Annotated in this window: 10 protein-coding genes; 6 read left to right on the top strand and 4 right to left on the bottom strand. The window is 55.4% G+C overall.

What is annotated here, in order from left to right; genetic code table 11:
* Window positions 1-6 precede the first annotated feature (6 nt).
* Window positions 7-1455, bottom strand: coding sequence for a 23S rRNA (uracil(1939)-C(5))-methyltransferase RlmD (gene rlmD / locus ACH6EH_RS16085; RefSeq protein WP_397333088.1), 1449 nt, complete (start codon window positions 1453-1455; stop codon window positions 7-9).
* A 643-nt stretch (window positions 1456-2098) separates the two neighbouring features.
* On the opposite strand from rlmD, the gene ACH6EH_RS16080 reads away from it, so the two are divergent.
* The gene (locus tag ACH6EH_RS16080) at window positions 2099-5200 is read left to right on the top strand and encodes a copper amine oxidase N-terminal domain-containing protein (RefSeq protein ID WP_397333069.1); all 3102 of its coding nucleotides are present in this window, start codon (window positions 2099-2101) and stop codon (window positions 5198-5200) included.
* 206 nt (window positions 5201-5406) lie between these two features.
* On the opposite strand, the gene ACH6EH_RS16075 is transcribed toward ACH6EH_RS16080, so the two are convergent.
* On the bottom strand, window positions 5407-11535 hold the full coding sequence (locus tag ACH6EH_RS16075; RefSeq protein WP_397333068.1) for a phosphodiester glycosidase family protein: 6129 nt from the start codon (window positions 11533-11535) through the stop codon (window positions 5407-5409).
* 251 nt (window positions 11536-11786) lie between these two features.
* On the opposite strand from ACH6EH_RS16075, the gene ACH6EH_RS16070 reads away from it, so the two are divergent.
* The 5 genes from ACH6EH_RS16070 (at window position 11787) to chrA (ending at window position 16009) form a co-directional block, all read left to right on the top strand.
* Window positions 11787-12695: a TIGR01777 family oxidoreductase gene (locus tag ACH6EH_RS16070; protein ID WP_397333067.1), complete on the top strand. Its 909-nt coding sequence runs from the start codon at window positions 11787-11789 to the stop codon at window positions 12693-12695.
* 178 nt (window positions 12696-12873) lie between these two features.
* Window positions 12874-13359: a PH domain-containing protein gene (locus ACH6EH_RS16065; protein ID WP_397333066.1), complete on the top strand. Its 486-nt coding sequence runs from the start codon at window positions 12874-12876 to the stop codon at window positions 13357-13359.
* Window positions 13352-14893, top strand: a complete 1542-nt coding sequence (locus ACH6EH_RS16060; RefSeq protein WP_397333065.1) for a PH domain-containing protein — start codon at window positions 13352-13354, stop codon at window positions 14891-14893. Before ACH6EH_RS16065 ends, ACH6EH_RS16060 begins: the two co-directional genes overlap by 8 nt.
* Before the next feature lie 7 nt (window positions 14894-14900).
* Window positions 14901-15467 (top strand): chromate efflux transporter ChrB, encoded by a 567-nt coding sequence (gene chrB / locus ACH6EH_RS16055; RefSeq protein ID WP_397333087.1) that lies wholly within the window; start codon window positions 14901-14903, stop codon window positions 15465-15467.
* On the top strand, window positions 15464-16009 hold the full coding sequence (gene chrA, locus ACH6EH_RS16050) for a chromate efflux transporter ChrA (RefSeq protein WP_397333086.1): 546 nt from the start codon (window positions 15464-15466) through the stop codon (window positions 16007-16009). The genes chrB and chrA overlap by 4 nt, the downstream gene beginning before the upstream one ends.
* Window positions 16010-16108: 99 nt before the next feature.
* Here chrA and ACH6EH_RS16045 read toward each other — a convergent pair whose 3' ends face one another.
* Window positions 16109-16708, bottom strand: coding sequence for a response regulator (locus tag ACH6EH_RS16045; protein ID WP_397333064.1), 600 nt, complete (start codon window positions 16706-16708; stop codon window positions 16109-16111).
* Window positions 16705-17841 (bottom strand): sensor histidine kinase, encoded by a 1137-nt coding sequence (locus ACH6EH_RS16040; protein WP_397333063.1) that lies wholly within the window; start codon window positions 17839-17841, stop codon window positions 16705-16707. The genes ACH6EH_RS16045 and ACH6EH_RS16040 overlap by 4 nt, the downstream gene beginning before the upstream one ends.
* Between the last annotated feature and the right edge of the window lie 44 nt (window positions 17842-17885).

The raw sequence follows: 17885 nt of genomic DNA, 5'->3' as shown, positions 1-17885 counted from the left end.
AGCAGGCTATCCCTTATTGGAGCCTGCTTTCTCCTGTAAGACGATCTGCGAGACACACTCAACATGACTCGTCTGCGGAAACATATCCACCGGCTGCACCCACTCTAAAGAGTAGCCCCCGTCCAGCAGGACCTTGCAGTCTTTGGCCAGGGTGGCGGGATTGCAGGATACGTAGATGAATTTCTTCGGCCTTGTACGCAGTACGGTGTCCAGGAAGCGTGGGTCAAGTCCTGTGCGCGGGGGATCGGCTACGATGACGTCCGGGGACAGGCCGGCCTTGACCCAGCGTGGCAGCAGCACTTCGGCTTCGCCGGTGTGGAAGGAGACGTTGTCGCGCTGGTTGCGCGCCGCGTTCTGCTTCGCATCCTCAATCGCCTCCGGAATGACCTCAATGCCGCGAACCTCCTTGGCATATGGCGCCAGCCACAGCCCGATCGTCCCAGTCCCGCAATAGGCATCAATGACGGTTTCCTTCCCTGTCAATCCAGCCGCGGCCCGCACCGATTCATACAGCTTCACCGTCTGCTGTGGATTCAGCTGAAAAAAAGCCCGCGGCGACAAAGAAAACTCCAGATCTCCCAGAGACTCCTTCAGCGTGTCTGCCCCCCACAGCTTGATTGTCCGGTCTCCAAAAATCAGCGAGGTCTTCTTCGGGTTTATGTTCATCGCAATTCCGCTAATTCCCGGGATCGACAGACGAAGCATGCTGACCAGCTCCTCCTGACGCGGCAGCCGGCTGCCTGCGGTGACCAGCGTCACCTGAACCTCTCCGGACTGAAAGCCATGCCGCACCACAATGGTGCGCACCCCGTCCTTACTGCCATTGTCCTTATAAAAAGGAATGTTCAGCTCTTGCAGTACAGCTTTCACCTTCTCGACGGCTTCATTAACCTTGCTGTTCTGGATGGGGCAGCCGGTTATATCGACGATCTCATGGCTTTCCGCCTGATACAAGCCTGCAATGACCTCGTTTCCGCGCCGCTTCACCTGAAGCTGCGCCTTGTTGCGATAATCCCAAGGATGCTCCATGCCGAGGATCGGCTTCAGCTTCACATCCTGCAGTCCGGCATAGCGGTGGAAAGCCTCGCGCACAATATCTGTTTTGGCCTGAAGCTGGCCTTCATAGGACATATGCTGTATCTGACAGCCGCCGCAAATGCCAAACACGGGGCACGGAGGCTCGATCCGGTAAGGTGAACGCTTCTCGACCTCCAGCAGCTGTGCCTTGATGAATTTAGGCTGCTGTCCGGTTACTTCTGCTTTGACCACTTCATCCGTCAAGGCGCCGTCTATAAATACAGCCTTCCGGCGGTAATAGCCCACGCCTTCGCCGTTAATTCCCAGCCGCTTGATCGTAACCACGATCACGTCACCGGGGACAAGCTCCTCGGCACTTTCACTGACAGAAGGGCGCGGAGTGTGAGCCGCAGGACGTTTCTTGACCGATTGCGGCAAAGAGGCCGCCTTGGCGGCCTTGCCACCGCGTTGCCCTGCATTACGCCCGCTGCCGGCGCCCGCTGGCCTGCCCCCTCCTGCCTTCCCGCGGAGCCCGGCCTGCTCCTGTCGTTTGCTCCCAGGCTGCTGGCCCGCCTGATGCGGCTCGCCTCGCACTTCATCCTGATGCTTGCCTCCTGCCTGCTTGCCCGCCTGGCGCGAATCGCCTCCGGCCGGCCGCTTGCCGTCCGCTTTACGCTGCTGAAGCTTGCGCTCCTGCGCCAGAGCATCCAGGCTGCTGGCTTGAGGGCGCTGCGAATCTCCGGATTTACTGCGGCGGTTATCCTGCGGTTTTTGTACATGGTTTGGCTGTATATGGGATTGCTTCATATTTTCACGATTCGACTTCTTCGAAGAGCGTATTGAATCCTTCACGTTTAGGCAGCTCCATCCTCTTTGGTTTCGTGTCCACTATACCATGTCCATAGCCGTAAAACCACGCCTCTCCCGGCTTTGGAAGCTATGAGCCTCTCATAAATAACCCTGCTGTCCAAAATATTTTTACGGGACCGCTTGTCGAATTGCAACTTTACTCCTATTCAATGTGTCATATAATAGAGGTAATCTTACCCAACTGATTTATTATTTTAAGGAGGTCAAGCACGTGAAGAAGCTTTGGACTGCCTTTCTGGCGGTCGTCTGCATCCTCCCCCTGCTCTTTCAAGGTCAGGTACAGGCTGCAACTCACATCAATGTCATCGTGGACGGGATGAGAATCAATCCTTCCCAGCCACCGATTATGGTACAGAATCGGGTTATGCTCCCGATGCGCGTCATTTTCCAGCTCCTCGGCGCCAAGGTTACCTGGGACCAGAAGACCCAAACGGTCACCGCGGTTAGAGACAATTCTACCATTATTCTCAAAATCAACGCCAAAACAGCAACCATTGACGGTAAATCGACAACGCTCGATGTTCCCGCCAAGAATTTGAGCGGTACTACTATGGTACCGGTTCGCTTTGTCAGTGAAGCGCTGGGCGAGAAGATCGGCTGGAATTCAACAACCAAAACCGTGACCGTCACCACCTCTAACAACAGTGCCGGTGAAGGCAGCCTCGGTCCGGTCAACTACATTACACTCAGAGACATTGGTAATATCGGAGACGGGCGCGACCTCCAGGTCAGCTTCTCCAAATCTGCCAACGAGCAGCATGCTTCTTATTACCGGGTTTTTCTGGTGAAGGCGTCCAAGGCTTCTTATTTCAATGAAAGTGCAGCTGCAAATGCACCTTCCGCCAACTATTCTGTCATTTTCCCGACGGGCAGTGATCCTTCCCTGACCTTCTCGAGTAATACACGGGACAGCGATGGAGAGCTGATTCGGGAGAACCAGGCTTACACCGCCTTTGTCCTCGCCGTAGGCAAGTACAGCGGCAGCTCGCAGATGTCGAAGGCCTCTCCCGCCGTCACTCTGATCAACAACAGAGCCGTAGATGCGCCAACAGGCGTTACGGTTTCGGATGTAAACAATTACGGCGATGGCCGGGATCTGTCGGTTTCTTTTGTCCGGGCGGCATCGGAGAGTCAAATTTCCGGTTACCGGTTGTTTGTCGTCAAAACTCAAGGCCTGTCCAGCTTTAATCTTACTGCGGCTCAAGCCGTTCCAGCAACCTCGTATACGAGCGTAGCCAAGCCAAGCTCCAGCACTTCACAGATGACGCTCAGCCTCGGCTCCTCCTCCAGAGATACCTCCGGAGAATTGATCCGCAGCGGAGTATCCTACTCTGTCGTCGTTATGGCGCTCAGCAGCAATGAATCCACGGCCCTGAGCAGACTGTCTACACCCTCGTCATCGGTCACACTGAACCAAAGTGCTTCTGTACCGATGATTACCCAGGTGTCGGATGTGAGCGATTACGGGGATGGAAGAGATTTGCGGGTCGCTTTTAACAAAGTATCGGATGAATCGAATATCGGTTCTTATCGCATCTATGTTGTCAAATCCGGCACGGCCGGCCTATTTGATGTTAATCGGGCCAATAATCTGACAAGCTACTATTATACAACCGTGAACAAGAACGGATATAATCTCGTTCACACGTTACCTGCTACGGCGCGGGATACCGATGGACAGCTGATCCGTAGCGGCGTCTACTACCGGGTCTTTGTATCGGCCGTGGGAACAGGCAGCCAGAACGGAGTTCAGCTGCTCTCGACGGCATCCAATGAGATTATTCTGAGCACCGGCAACCAGGTTGAAGCCGTAACAGGCGTAGCAGCCACAGACAGCAGCGACTATAACGATGGCCGGGACCTGCGAATAACCTTCAACCGGGCGAATAACGAGAGCAACATCCTGAATTACCGTGTCTTTGTCGTAAAATACAATAAGTCCTCCAGCTTCAGCGTGGACAGTGCCAATGCATTAAGCATTTATAATTACACCCAGGTCAATAAGACAGGATACAACCTCAGTCAGAGCCTGTCTTCTAGCACACGCGATACCGACGGAGATCTTCTTCGCAACGGCAACAGCTATGCGATCTTCGTTATGTCCGTCAGCAGCAATGCATACACAGGCAATGTCCTTTCCGCTTCATCCCCGTATGTGTACATGTCCGCGAACCAGGTAGTCGCGGCAGTAACCGGTTTAGCGGTCAGTGACGTCAGCGATAACAATGACGGACGCGATCTGCGCGTGGCCTTCAACCGTGTTTCCAATGAGAGCACGATCGGTCACTACAAAATTTATGTCGTCAAAAATGAAAATGCTGCTTCCTTCGACCTGAATTGGGCGAACAGCCTGGACAGCAGCCGGTATACGTATGTCAGCAAGACCAACAACAATCAGATCGTAAACCTCGCCGCAGGGGCACGGGATATCAATGGTGATGTCATCCGTAACGGCGTTGCGTACCGGATTTTCGTATTGACTGCCGGCAGCGGCAGCTACGCGGGCTATAGCGCCCTGTCTTCTCCTTCGTCCGTAATCACGCTAAGCGGCAATACATCTGTGCCTGCGGCAAGCAATGTAGCAGCCACAGACGGAGGCAACAACAATGACGGACGGGACCTGTTCGTATCCTTCAGCCCTGCTGCCGAAGAATCCAGAATCAGCGGGTACCGGATTTATGTCGTGCCATCGCAAAAAGCAGACGCCTTCAACCTGGCCGCAGCCAATAATGTTAACACAGCGAATTATACGCCTGTGAACAAAACAGGCAGCACCCTCAGTGTCAGCCTGTCTGCAACGTCAACAGATACTGATGGCCTGCCGATTCGCAATATGACCGCATACCGGGTATTCGTAGTTTCCGTGAGCACAGACGGCGTCGCGGGCAACAACGCCCTGTCAGCACCTTCATCTGTAATTACGATGGAGAGCGGAGCCGTTACGGCGCCGACCAGTGTCACCGCCAGCGTCTACTGGGACAATGCTGCTGCGCAGCGGATTGATCTCAGCTTCACGCCGGCTACCAGCGGGAATGTTTCGGAATACCGTGTGATGCTTGTGCCAACGTCATTGCCGTTTGGAATCGATGATGCTAAGCGGGTCGCGGCGAACAATTATACCGTAATTCCACATCAGGAAGGGACGATTACTCGGGAGTTGGGAATCAACACCAGAGATGTGGAGGGTAACAGCTTTAACGCCTCCAGCCAAAGCTACCATGTCATTATTCTGGCTGTCGGGAATCCGGCGCAGACGAACACTGTGGCGATTACAGAGAATGTGCCGCTGCAGAACTGGCCGCACCCAAGCTAAATTTCATTCTCACGTATGACAAAGAGCCAGCCCCGCGAATTGAGCGGGGCTGGCTCTTTGCTTTGTGCTCTTCATGTCTGAAGCAGCAGCCCGGACCACCGGACGCCGCTGCCTCCTGCCGACACACCCGTTGATGGGTTCGGGTACAGCAGCTAATACTCACCACATGCCGATTCTTGATTACCTGGAATCGCTGCTCGGCAGCTTTACTTCGCCAGCTTGCCTAACAGATTGTGAATGACCTGTGCGCTTTCCGCCCGGGTTGCTGGCGCCTGCGGCTTAAAGGTATTCATGCTGCTGCCCTTCATCAGGTTCAGATCATATGCTTCTCTGATGGCTTCACGAGCCCAGATCGGCAGCTGCTGCGTATCCTGGAACGGGATCGCCTTGCGTTCTGCTGCAGAGCGTGCCGCGGTATACGCGTAAGCTCGAACCAGCATGGCCGCCATTTCCTGCCGCTGGATGTGCTCATCCGGACGGAACTGCGATTGCCCTGTTCCCTCTACAATCCCCGCTTGCTTGGCAGCAGATACTGCGGCTGCATACCACTGCTCCGGCGCAACATCGCGGAACGAAGCCGCTTGTGCTGACTCCAGCTTCAATGCACGCACCAGCATGGCCGTAAACTCGGCGCGGGTAACCTCCTGGGACGGCTTGAACATACCGCCGCCGGTTCCTTCAATCAGCTGTCTGGATGACAGCTCGCGAATCACGTCATAGGACCAGTGGGATGCCGGTACATCTCCGTAATTTTTGGTGTAGGTCAGAACGGCATAGGTGCTGAAGTGCATCACCTGCGCAGTAATCTGATCACCGCTTATCGTTCCTCCTGTATATTGGAGCGTACCGTCTTCCCCGACATGGTACACATGAGTGAGGGACGGATGGGACGCCGCCATCACGGGTAAAGTCAGACTCAGCGGCTCACTGAAGGAGGTCAGCTTGGTGACTGTACCCTCTTCACTCACATGCTCCAGCGTAAAGCTGAACATGCCACCCGCACTTTGCAGAACGGCTCCCGACCTTCCACTTGCCTGACTCAGGAGTCGTTCAGAGGCGGACGATGATGGACTTTCCACGTTCAGCTGAATGAAGCCCGATCCAGGATGATTACGGCTCCCCAGGTCACTCACTTCTTGAAGCACCTTCCCTGGTAGGCTGATCTTCATATTGTCTGCCACAATGGTGAAGGCTTCATCCTTCAGCAGCTTACCCGCATTAGATGGCAGACGCAGCTGTCTCAGCTCCTCCTTCAGGTTCACAAGAAGCGGCTCTCCGTCGGAGATCATAGCGTTAAGCTCGGCTTCAGTAAGTACAAGCTGACCTGTTACGGACGGAGGCTGAGGCGTGATCGGCGGCTGGGGCGGCACAGGATCCACAGAGCCGTCTCCGTTGCCCGGATTGCTGCCTCCTCCATTCCCGGGACTGCCACCGTTGCCCGGGTCCGGATTTACAGCCTGCGTTACGTTCAATGCATAGTGATCCGAGAAGCCTTCATACGTTGCGGAGATCACCGTTGTGCCCTCATGAAGACCCTGAACCTCTCCGCTCTCGCTGATTGCAGCCACAGACGGCTCGCTGCTGGCATAGATGACACCCTCCATAAGATCATATCGGGCGCCGTCCGTGTATACGGCTTCAATGACCGTCTGGTCTCGTTCCCCTACCTTTAAGGCAGCCGCACCGCGCAGTGATATGGCTTCCATGACGCCTTCCGGCTGACGGTCAACTGTCACCACAATGTCATCATAGACCTGCGGTGCCGCATTACTGGCTGCACGGATCACGGCCGTGCCTAACCCGGTTGCAGTCAATCGTCCATCCTGGTTGATCGTGACCGGCGAATCTTGCGGCTCCGGGCTGTAAACCGACCAGGTTACGCTCTTGTCTGCCGCCCCCTCGGGCTTGACCTCTACACGCAGCTGACGGTGTTCTCCGACAGCCAGGCTGATATCCCCTTCTGCAATCTGCACACGCTCTGGCAGAAGCTCTTCTCTTTTGAGGAGCGTAAATTCATCAACCACCCGTCCGCCAACGGTCTTGGTTACCATGCTCAGCTGGTCTCCCACAATTTCCACAGCGGAATACATCTGCGTCTTCTCTGCATCGGTTACCATTTGCCAGTCCTGTGCTGTCAGAGCATAAAATTTGGAGCCCGTAGAGCCTGAAATGACGTAGGTGGTTCCGAGTCCATCGGAAGCCTTTTGTTTATCCTTCATCGGGAACGTTCTCAGATAAATATGCTCGTGCCCGTTCAGCACCAGATCTACGCCATGCTTCTCCAGTATAGGTGCCCATGAATCCCGAATGACGGCCGTATCATAGATACTGCCATAAGGCCCGCGATGGAATATGGCAATATTCCAGTCCTTCGTGCTGGCTGCAAGATCCTGCTCCAGCCATTGCGCCTGCTTCTCATAATCATATTCACTATTTAGCATGATAAAATGGATATTCTTATAATCGAAGGAAAAGCTTGTGCCCTCAAGACCCGGCAGCCCGTTATCCGGCTGGTTGAAATGAGCCTGAAAATGTCCATTCCATTCTGTGTCTGTAACCTCATGATTACCGACCGCCGTCACTAAAGTCGTGTTAAGGAACGCCTCCTGAGCCTCTTTAAACCAGTGACTCCACTCTTGGCCCAAATAGCCCTTATCGACCATATCTCCAACCTGAATCATGAACTCGGAATCGGGATGCTCAGCCGCTGCAATGCTGACGGTATTCCCCCACAGCTTATAGTCCGCTGCAGTGCTTCCCTGGGAATCGGCGAATACCAGGAACTTCGTTGCATCCCCTTCCGCTGCAGCCGTTCTAAAGGATCCCTGCGGACCATAATGCCCCGTTCCGTCTCCAACGCGGTACACATATTCGGTACCCGGCACAAGCTCCTCCACCAGTGCCTTGTGAACCCGAACCGCGCCAACGTCCTGCGTCTGATACAGCTCATGGCTTCCGCTTACTCTCTTCACCTCCGGCTGGTCAAAGCCGCTGAAGCCTTCCTTTGGAGCGAGCTCCACAACCGTCGTCTGGACACCCGGATGGGTATGCCATGTAAAGCCACGCGAAGAGGTCGGATCTGTCCCCATGCTCACATTTATATTGTAAGGGGTTGGGCTGCCGGCAAGCCGTGACACAGAAAATGCCGTCAGCGGGCTGTACCATACATCCTTGCTTGCTTGAAGAGTATGCTTCTTGACCTGAGCCGTCAGGGTGTTCGTGCGCACTTCACCCGCGGCATCACTGGTCCCGATTACGGCGCCATCTGCGGTAACGACAGCTCCTTCAACGAGGCTCCCATTCTCATCCTCAACCTGCAGGACGGTTTCGTAGCCCTCCACTTGTCCGTTTACATCCCAAGACAGCTTTAAATGATGGTTAATGCTTGAAATCACGGGCAGACCAAAGATTGAAAATACAGCCTCCCCGGCACTCAGGAAAGAAATGCTTCCCGACATGAAGTCAAACGAATGTTTATCGGCCTCCGTATTGGCCTTCACCCTGTACTGAAGCTGTGCAATCAGGTCGTCATCCTGGATGCCTGAGGCAAGCAGATCCTGCATGTCCAGCCTCACATGGCCGGTTACCGGATCCATCTGTGCCTGAAGCTGCGATTCCTGCAGCTTGGCCCCCCGAATGAGAGATACGTCCTCCAGCACGTTCGGATTATAAGAGAACTCCATGGAGGCCCTTGTAATATTGGAAGCATGTATGCCTTGAATATCCAAGGTATAGGTATTTCCGGCATACACCTTCTCCGGCGCCGTATACTGAAGCCTTGAGCCTCCGGTATTCACCATAAAGGTCCAGGTTTCATCCGTCTGGTTGCCGGACAAATCACGTACCACCGCCCGCACCTGGTGGATGCCATCCGCAAGCGGAGTCGGTGGCGTGTAGTGTATTTCCCCTGTTGGCGGATACAAGGCAGGCTCTACCGGATGCCCGTCTACGTACATCCGGATTTTGTTTGGATCAATGAGCGTGGTGGCAGGATGCTTTGCCGGATCATAGCCTGCATCCTCCCCGACAAAAGAAATCCGGGGCTGGTTGTTGTTCACCACACTATGCTCTGCAGGCGCCATATTCTTGATGACCGGGGGCTCGATGTCATCCTGGTTGGGGCCATATAAGGCACGGATCTGGTCCACGTAAATAACACCCGCATCTTTCTTGGCCGTGCTCGTTTCCATGTACCGTACAGGCATGTCCATGACGAGCGGCAAGGTGCGGTTTGGCGGCACCTCCGCCTCCAGGTATTTCCACCCAGTGAATGTCAATCCGGGCTCCTGCTCGACAAAATTCAAAGGAATGGTACCATTGGCGTCCCGGATCTGGGCACGCAGCCAGTGTTTTTTCCCGTCACCGTACACCCACATGCTGATTTTTTTCGGATATCCCGGGATTGAAATGCGGTCTGCCACAGTTTTGACGTCAAGATAAGCCCCGGACGTTCCTGTTCTGCCGGTGAAATCATACTCCAGCTTCAAGGAACTGCTGCCGAAACGGACCAGGTCCTCATCTTGCTCAATGCTGACCTTCGACAGATTGGCTGCCGCGCCGGAGCTTTCCTTATACCGGTCCAGACCATTCTCGAAATCCTCAAGAATAACCGGAGGCAGACCAATATTGACGTCCATGAAAGCCTCCACCCCTTGGTAGGAAACGATAATGGTGCCGGATACCTCCGTCTCATGCACGGCTGTAAAAACTCCGTCCCCGCTCACCGTGCCTCCATTTCCTTCCACACGCCACTCCAGCTGACTGTAGTCCGCCTTTACGGACTTGCCGTCGAGCAGCGCGTTCACATTCAGCCTCTGCACGGCCCCCGGCTCAAAGCTCATTACGGCATCGCTGAAACGCAGCTCACTGAGCCGGTTCACCACCTCAATGTGGGCTGAGCCGCCAAGTCCGTCCGAGGCCGCCGTTACGGATCCAGCCCCTGGCTGGGTCCCGGCTGTAAATACGCCCTGATCATTTATAGACCCAAGTCCGGGCTCTACACTCCAGGAAACTGCGCCAGGAAGGCTTGCCGGATGAAGCTGGCTGTCTACAGCCAGCGCCTTGAAGCTTGCCGTGGAGCCGATCAGGACACGCTCCAGATTCGGCTCTACCACCAGCTGATTCGCTTGTCCTTCTTCACCCGTATTCACCAGCAGCAGGCCGTTCGCTGTTTTGCGCTCACCGCCGTCCGACGGGGAATTCATAACCTTTCTAGCGGCTTCACCCGGGAGACGGGCAACCATCGTTGCCGATCCGCCGCCGTCCAGATTAAGAGCCTGTACCGCTCCCGCATCCTTCATGAGCTGCCCCATCTCTGCCAATGTGACGCCTTCACTAAAGCCCGGCTGACGTCCGTCCACGACCAGCATAATGACCGTGCCGTCGGCCTTTGTGCCGATTGCCGAGCGCGGGTGTACCGCCGGATCCGTAAGCGGCTGTACCACGCCATCCTTCACCAGCATGGCGTTACCTCCGATCGCTGTCGTGACATCCTGCCATGCAGGGTCCAGCTGCAAACTCACCGTCACCTGATCTCCCTGACTTAAGGAAGAAAGCTTGCTGCGCTGGGAGCCGGAAACAGACAGTACAGCTTGTCCCTCGCGGATCGGTGAGCTGCCTTTCTCTTTGAACAGTGTGGAGACTCTGAATGTAATGTCTTCTCCGCTCTTGAAATCTCCGGAGACAACATCCAGCACATATTCATCTCCAAGATCATTGGTCATGGTCGAGCTATGAAAAGAATCCGTATATAAAACGAGTGCGTCCGTGCCCCGGCTGCGGTTCACTGCAGTCAGTGTATGCTCCTGTCCGCCGATCTCTACAGTGCGGATGAGCGATGGACTGGGGCCATAAAGGGTAGACCCGTCACTTTTCATCCCAAATGCATTCCAGCCTGAAGGCGGACTGTTCAGCAGTTCTCCCTCACTCATAAACAGCCCCGTCGGCACGCCGCTGGACATATCATAGAAATCGCCATTGATCCCTGCAATAACGCGGCTGCCTTGGGCATCCACCTCCTGCGCCATAGCGCTGAGCTGCTGCATGCCATACAGCTTGCCATTCGTTTTGGCGGCTTTCAGGCTCAGCGATGACTGTGCAGGATCAAACTGTATCATGTGCAGCCGCTCCGGACCGCGCTCCACCTCCAGCTGCTTCCAGGTGTATGACGCTCCCGGTCCAATCATCCAGGTCCGTTCATCCATCAGCGTTCCGAGTCGCTGCTCTTCCTCATTGGCTGCTGCAGGTGCAGCAGGCGCTATTACGGATACCAGCATGATCACACTCAGCATGCAGGCCAGCCAGTTCGGCCGCTTTTCTAACTTTCTGCTGATCATCGTACGTTCGACCTCCGCTCACTCTCCCTATGTACAAGGGGTTATGGTTGTACAGGTGCAAGTATAAAGCGGTTTTGTTAACTCCTCCCCTGCCCCGTGTTAAGTCTTGGTCAAGTTTGATCTCTCTCGCAAAAAAGCCTGTATTTTGAGTCATCCGCACCCTGCTTGTCAAAAGCCCCCTTTTGCGTGTATATATTAATGAACGCTACTTGATAAACTACACATGAATATAGAGAGCAGGTGGACGGCAGATGAAGGTCGCAATATGCGGCGGGACCGGATTTATAGGTCAAGCCATGAGTGAGAAGTGGATTGCAGAAGGCCACGAGGTGCTGGTGGTGACGAGATCCAGGCCCGCTTCGGAGGAGCAGACTGAGCTAGAGCGCAGCATCACCTATGTGACTTGGGATGAGATGGAGCAGCAGCCAGAGCGGCTGGAAGGCCTGGACGCCTTGATCAATCTCGCCGGCTCCTCGCTGAGTCAGCGATGGACGGAAGCGGCAAAAAAGAGCATCCTGTCATCCCGGCTTCAAACCGTTGAGGCCGTTGCCCGGCTGATGGCCCGGCTCTCCAGTCCTCCCCCGGTTGTGATCCAGGCATCGGCGATGGCGATTTACGGCACCTCCGACACCGAGACCTTCGACGAGAGCAGTCCGGCGAGAGTCATGGACTTTCCGTCCCGTGTCGTCCAGGCGTGGGAAGAGGCGGCAGATGGCATTGAGGCAGCGCGCCTGGTGAAGCTGCGGATCAGCGTCGTGCTCGGTCAGGACGGCGGTGCATTTCCGAAGATGATTCTTCCCTATAAGCTGGGCATTGGCGGAAAGATCGGCAGCGGCAGACAGTGGATGTCCTGGATTCACCTTCAGGATATGGTCTCTCTCATCGAGTTCTGCATCACCCGGTCCGACATCTCAGGTCCTGTCAACGCCGCCTCGCCCCATCCCGTCACCAATGACGAATTCGGACGGACCGCTGGTAGTGTATATCATCGGCCGCACTGGCTGCCAGTGCCAGGCTTTGCCCTGAAGGCTCTGCTCGGAGAATTGTCCATGATTCTGCTGGATGGCCAGCGGGTCATCCCGATGAAGGCGGAGCGTCATGGCTTTCATTTCCGGTACCCCGAGTTGAAGGAAGCTCTGCAGGAACTGAAGCAGCAATAACAAAGCAGGCCGCGAAGCACCATTCGCGGCCTGCTTTGTTATTGCTTCGGTGCCCCCGCGAAGCGCTTCGTCTCAACAGAAGCGGGAAGGGTACGCCGTATGCTACAATGAGACAATCCGGCCTGCTCCGAAGCGACAGGTCCGTTGTTAATCATTGGGTTTCAGGAGGATGATGAACATGTCAGAACACGTAGAGGCGCTGCCGCGCTGCCATCCCGATACGGTCAAAATATACCGAATCTACAGCATTGGCGGCAGTGCCTTATTCCTGCTCCTTACAGCCGCCTATCTCTATCTTGCCGGCCGTCAGGACTGGCCGCTGTTCCCCGGATGGGCCGCCCTTGCAGGGATGCTCCCGGCTGCACTGTGGCTGGTGCTTATTGCACCCCGCTTATGGCATGAGACCTTCGGGTTCCGGGTATCGGCAGAGCAGCTGGAAATATCGTCGGGGATCTTTTTTATGCGGGATACGATCATTCCCATGACCCGGGTGCAGCATGTAGAGCTGGAAAGCGGTCCCCTGCTTCGCCGCTATGGACTAGCAGAGCTCAAGGTGGTCACGGCCGCCAAATCCCATGTCATCCGGGCACTATCCAGCGAAGAGGCAGAGCGGCTGAAGGCCGTCATTGGAAAGCTGGCTCAGGTGGTGGATGAGGATGTCTGAGCTGGATTTCAGGCAGCGGCTGCACCGATGGTATATCCTTTTCCCCTTGGCTTCCGTGATCCGCACACTGCTGCCGGCTTTGGCGCTGCTGCTGGTTCGAGTGATGGGGGACAATCCGTTTCCGCCTGTCTTTTGGCTGTGGAGCTCGCTAAGCCTTGTTGTTACGCTCATCCTGCTTCTGCTTTACGGCTGGAGAAGATGGAGGCGGTTTACTTACGAATTAAAGCCTGACAAGCTATTGATTCAAAAAGGCGTCTGGTTCCGGGAAGAGCAGTCCATTTACATCGCTCGGATTCACTCCGTGCATGTAGAGCAGCCGCTGCTTCAAAGGCTGCTCGGGCTGGCCCAGATCAAAATCGAAACCTCCGGCAAGAATGAAGACGGCGGCAAGCTTCCCGCCATCTCCAAGCCCGAAGCCCGAAAGCTGCAGTTATGGCTGCAGGAGCCCCGGCATGTGCAGGCTGAAGAGGAGTCAGCCGGGACACTTTTCCCGGGAAATGAGCAGCCTGAACCACAACCTCCAGAGAATCAGGCTGGCCAGCAGGCTTCTTCTCCTGGAGAGGTGAAGGCACGTAGCGTCCTGCTGCGAGTGACGCCGGGGAGGCTGCTGCTCGCCGCGCTGACCTCCTCCAACTTCTCGCTGGCCCTGGCGTTTCTGGCAGCCATCGGCTCTTTGGCCGACGATGTACTGCCGGACCCTTTGTACAACCGATTGTTCCGGGAAGCCGGTCAGCTCTTGTCCGGAAGCTGGATCACCGCCGCCGCAGCTGCATTCATCCTGGCCTGGCTGCTGTCGGCCATTCTCTACACAGTGCAGTACGCCGGGTTTACGGTAGAACGCGCTGGACGTCAAATCGTCGTCACCCGTGGGCTGCTGGAGAGAAAGGAGCTGATCTTCTCTCCAGAGCGCGTACAAGCCGTCACCGTCAAGGAGGGACTGCTGCGCCAGCCCTTCCGTTACAGTGAAGTAAGGCTTCACGTCCTGACCTCGGGTGACGACAAGCAGCTTGTCCTCCATCCGATGCTTCGGCTCAGCGAGGTTAACAGCCTGATGAACAGCATCGTGCCCCAGTTTCAAGCCCAGACTATAGATACTACGCCTCCCCGCCGGGCACTGTGGCTTTATATAAGATCTGATGCGATGCTTGCAGCAGCACTGAGTGCCGGATGTATCTGGATCTTTGAGGATCTGGGCCTGTGGTCACTGCTGCTGCTGCCCTTGTCCCTGCTTCACGCGATCTGGGCGTTCCACGATGCTGGTATGTCGCTGCACGAAAAACAACTCACGCTCCGTACACGTCGGCTCGCCCGCCATACTCGGTATGTCCGGCGGCCGCAGGTCGTCAGCTTCACCGTGAGAAGCACCCGTGCTCAGCGCAAGCGCAGGCTGCGCTCGTTCCATGTCAGCCTGCTGTCGAGCCAATATGACGGAAAGATCTTGGGCATGGAGCAGGAAGAGGTAGAGCGTGTGCGTCAATGGTTCATGAAACTAGAGGATACAGAAAGGAATTTTTGCGGTGAAATCAAACTCTAACGTATATATGCAGCTAAGTCTGGCCATGCTTCGAACCGGGATTCTGGGCTACGGCGGTGGGCCCTCGGTCATTCCGCTGATCCGCCATGAGGCTGTCATCCGTTACGGATGGCTGAGCCTCGATGAGTTCGGAGAAACCTTGGCACTCGCGAACGCTCTTCCGGGACCCATCGCTACTAAGATGGCCGCCTACCTTGGCTACCAGCAAAAAAAGACCCCGGGTGCAATCATCGCTGTGCTGTCACATATTTTGCCGACCTGCTTCGCCATGATTGCCCTGTTCTCGGCCGTCCAGGTGCTCAGCAGCTCCAGCATCATTGCCGGCATGATTGCGGGCGTGACCCCGGTCATCGCCGTTATGCTCGGCACCATGGCCTATGAATTCGGGGAAAAGGCCGTCAAGGGACTTGGCCTTGCTGCCGGCAGTCTCTCTTTTATCATTGCCTTTCTGCTGCTGCAGCAGATCCAGCTTCACCCCGCCGTCGTCATTATGCTGTTTCTGGCTTACGGGGCTATGCACTACAAGCTCCTCGCCCGCTGGAAGCGGCAGCGAGCAGCACGGAAGGAGGAATAGCCTTGGAATGGCTTCAGGTATTTATAAGCTTTCTGGTGTCCAACGTCCTCGGCTATGGCGGCGGCCCGGCATCCATCCCGCTTATGTATGAGTATATTGTGGCGCAGCGGGGCTGGCTGAGTGATTACGAGTTCTCCAATATGCTCGCGCTTGGCAATTCACTGCCTGGTCCGATTGCCACCAAGATCGCGGCCTACGTGGGATATGGGGTGACCGGCTGGGTTGGCTTTGCCGGTGCACTTACGGCCACCGTGGTTCCATCTGCGGCAGCGCTCATCTTCCTCTTGAAGGTGCTGCAGAAGCACCGGACCTCACCGGTCGTCAAGGGCATGACCCTGCTCGTTCAGCCAGTGATCGCCATCATGATGGCCGTGCTGACCTGGCAGATGGCCCAAAGCTCTGCGGCCTCCATCGGCCTGCTGCAGAGCCTTGGCATTGCTGCTGCAGCCTTCTGGGCGATGAACATTCGCAAGCTCCATCCGGCCCTCGTCATCCTGGCTGCTTTTGCATACGGTGCGCTTGTGCTCTCCAGGAGCATGTAGCTCCCTTTCTCAACCCACATTAAAAAGAGCAGCGTCCGCCCGGTTTATCCTGCAGACCTGCTCTTATATAGGATGCCGCTCACTTCTTCAGGGGAGGCTTCACTTGAACCAGCCTTTTTCCTTAAAGCGTGTAATGGCTTCAATTCGGTTGCTGACACCCAGCTTATCCAGAATGACCGAGATATAATTACGGACTGTGCCGGTCGTCAGAAACAGCTCGCTGGCGATCTCCTTCGTGTTCTTGCCGTCAGCGATCAGCCCCAGCACTTCCTTCTCCCGCGGGGTCAGCGGATTCTCTTCCCCGTACGCTTCATCCACCAGCTCCGGCGCATAGATCCGGCGACCCTGCATAATGCTTCGGATCGACGTAGCCAGCTCTTCACTGGGACTGTCTTTCAGCAGATAGCCATGGGCTCCTGCCTTCAGGGCACGCTCGAAATACCCCGGTCTCGCGAAGGTTGTCAGAATCATAATCTTGCAGCCTTGCCCCCGCAGCTCCTCGGCGGCTTCCAGTCCGCTCTTCAGAGGCATTTCAATGTCCATAATACAGATGTCCGGCTGATGAAGATGCACCAGCTTGACCGCATCCTCTCCGTTACCAGCCGTTCCCACTACCTGCATATCCTCCTCCAGATCCAGAAGCGAAGCCAGTGCTCCCAGCAGCATCCTCTGATCTTCTGCAATGACGACCGTAATCATATCCCTGCCTCCTTCCCGGGCTGTTTCAACACCTGAGGCACCCTCAGTGTAAGCAGGGTCCCATGGTCCGACTTGATGTCCATACTTCCATTTACGAACTCCAGCCGCTCCCACATGCCGCGCAGGCCATTTCCCCGGGTGTAAGCTCTCTCGCCTGAGAACCCGACACCGTTGTCCCTCACGGACACAACCAGCTCGGTTGCATTCGGCTTGACGCTGATCCAGCATTCCCGGGCAGTGCTATGCTTGACAATATTCGTCACTGCTTCCTTCAGGCACATACTCAGTACATTTTCGTTCATCAATGACAGATTGATGTCTTCCGCATCTCCATCCAGATGAAGCTCAATCTGCGCCGCCTTGAGAATCTGCCGAATCCGGAACATCTCATCCACCAGCCGTGTCCCCCTCATCTGGGTGACCAGCTCCCGGACCTCCTTCAAGGCCAGTCTCGCGGTCTGGCGCACATCCTGAATCTCCTCTTGAGCCCTGCCGGGATCCTTCATGACCAGCTTGCCGGCGAGATCACTCTTCAATCCAATCAAGGACAGCTTCTGTCCCAGCGTATCATGAAGGTCTCTTGCAATCCGCTGACGCTCCTCCAGCTTGACGAGCTCGGAAATTTTCTTGTTAGCATCCTCCAGCTGAACCTGCAGGCGGTCATTGTTGTTGCGGTTAAACGTCGTAATCGGCAGCAGCACCACAGCTACGACACTGACCAGCACGAATGGCAGCTGCGTGATAAAGAACGGGTTTTTGGAGACAAAGCCGTAGTTGACCGTCAGAATCGTAGCAATGAGATGGATGGTGTACAGCGTGAAGAAGCCGACCCGGTTTCGGATATTCCCGATGAAAAAGGCCAGGAATAGAGAGAAATACACATAACCAAAGAGCAAAGACATCGTAATCGAAATTAAAATCTGCACGCTCGTCCAGAAATAAATTAACCAGCCCTTGGCCTGAAACGACAGCACGTAGCAGCAGAAGAACACCAGAATCATGACAATGCCGATGACAATCTGATAGGTCGAGGTCGAACGGAAAATAAAATAAAACGGCAGAATATAAAAGACGACCCACACGTAAGGATTTAGCCCCGTGTTTTTCTGGAAAATCTGGTACCACTTTTGCATTGGGCGCCCACCTTTTCGCATCTTGATCATCTTATATAGTAACA

Source organism: Paenibacillus sp. JSM ZJ436 (genome assembly GCF_044383795.1).
GTDB classification, from domain to species: domain Bacteria; phylum Bacillota; class Bacilli; order Paenibacillales; family Paenibacillaceae; genus Paenibacillus_AQ; species Paenibacillus_AQ algicola.
This window is presented reverse-complemented; position numbering and strand designations above follow the sequence as displayed.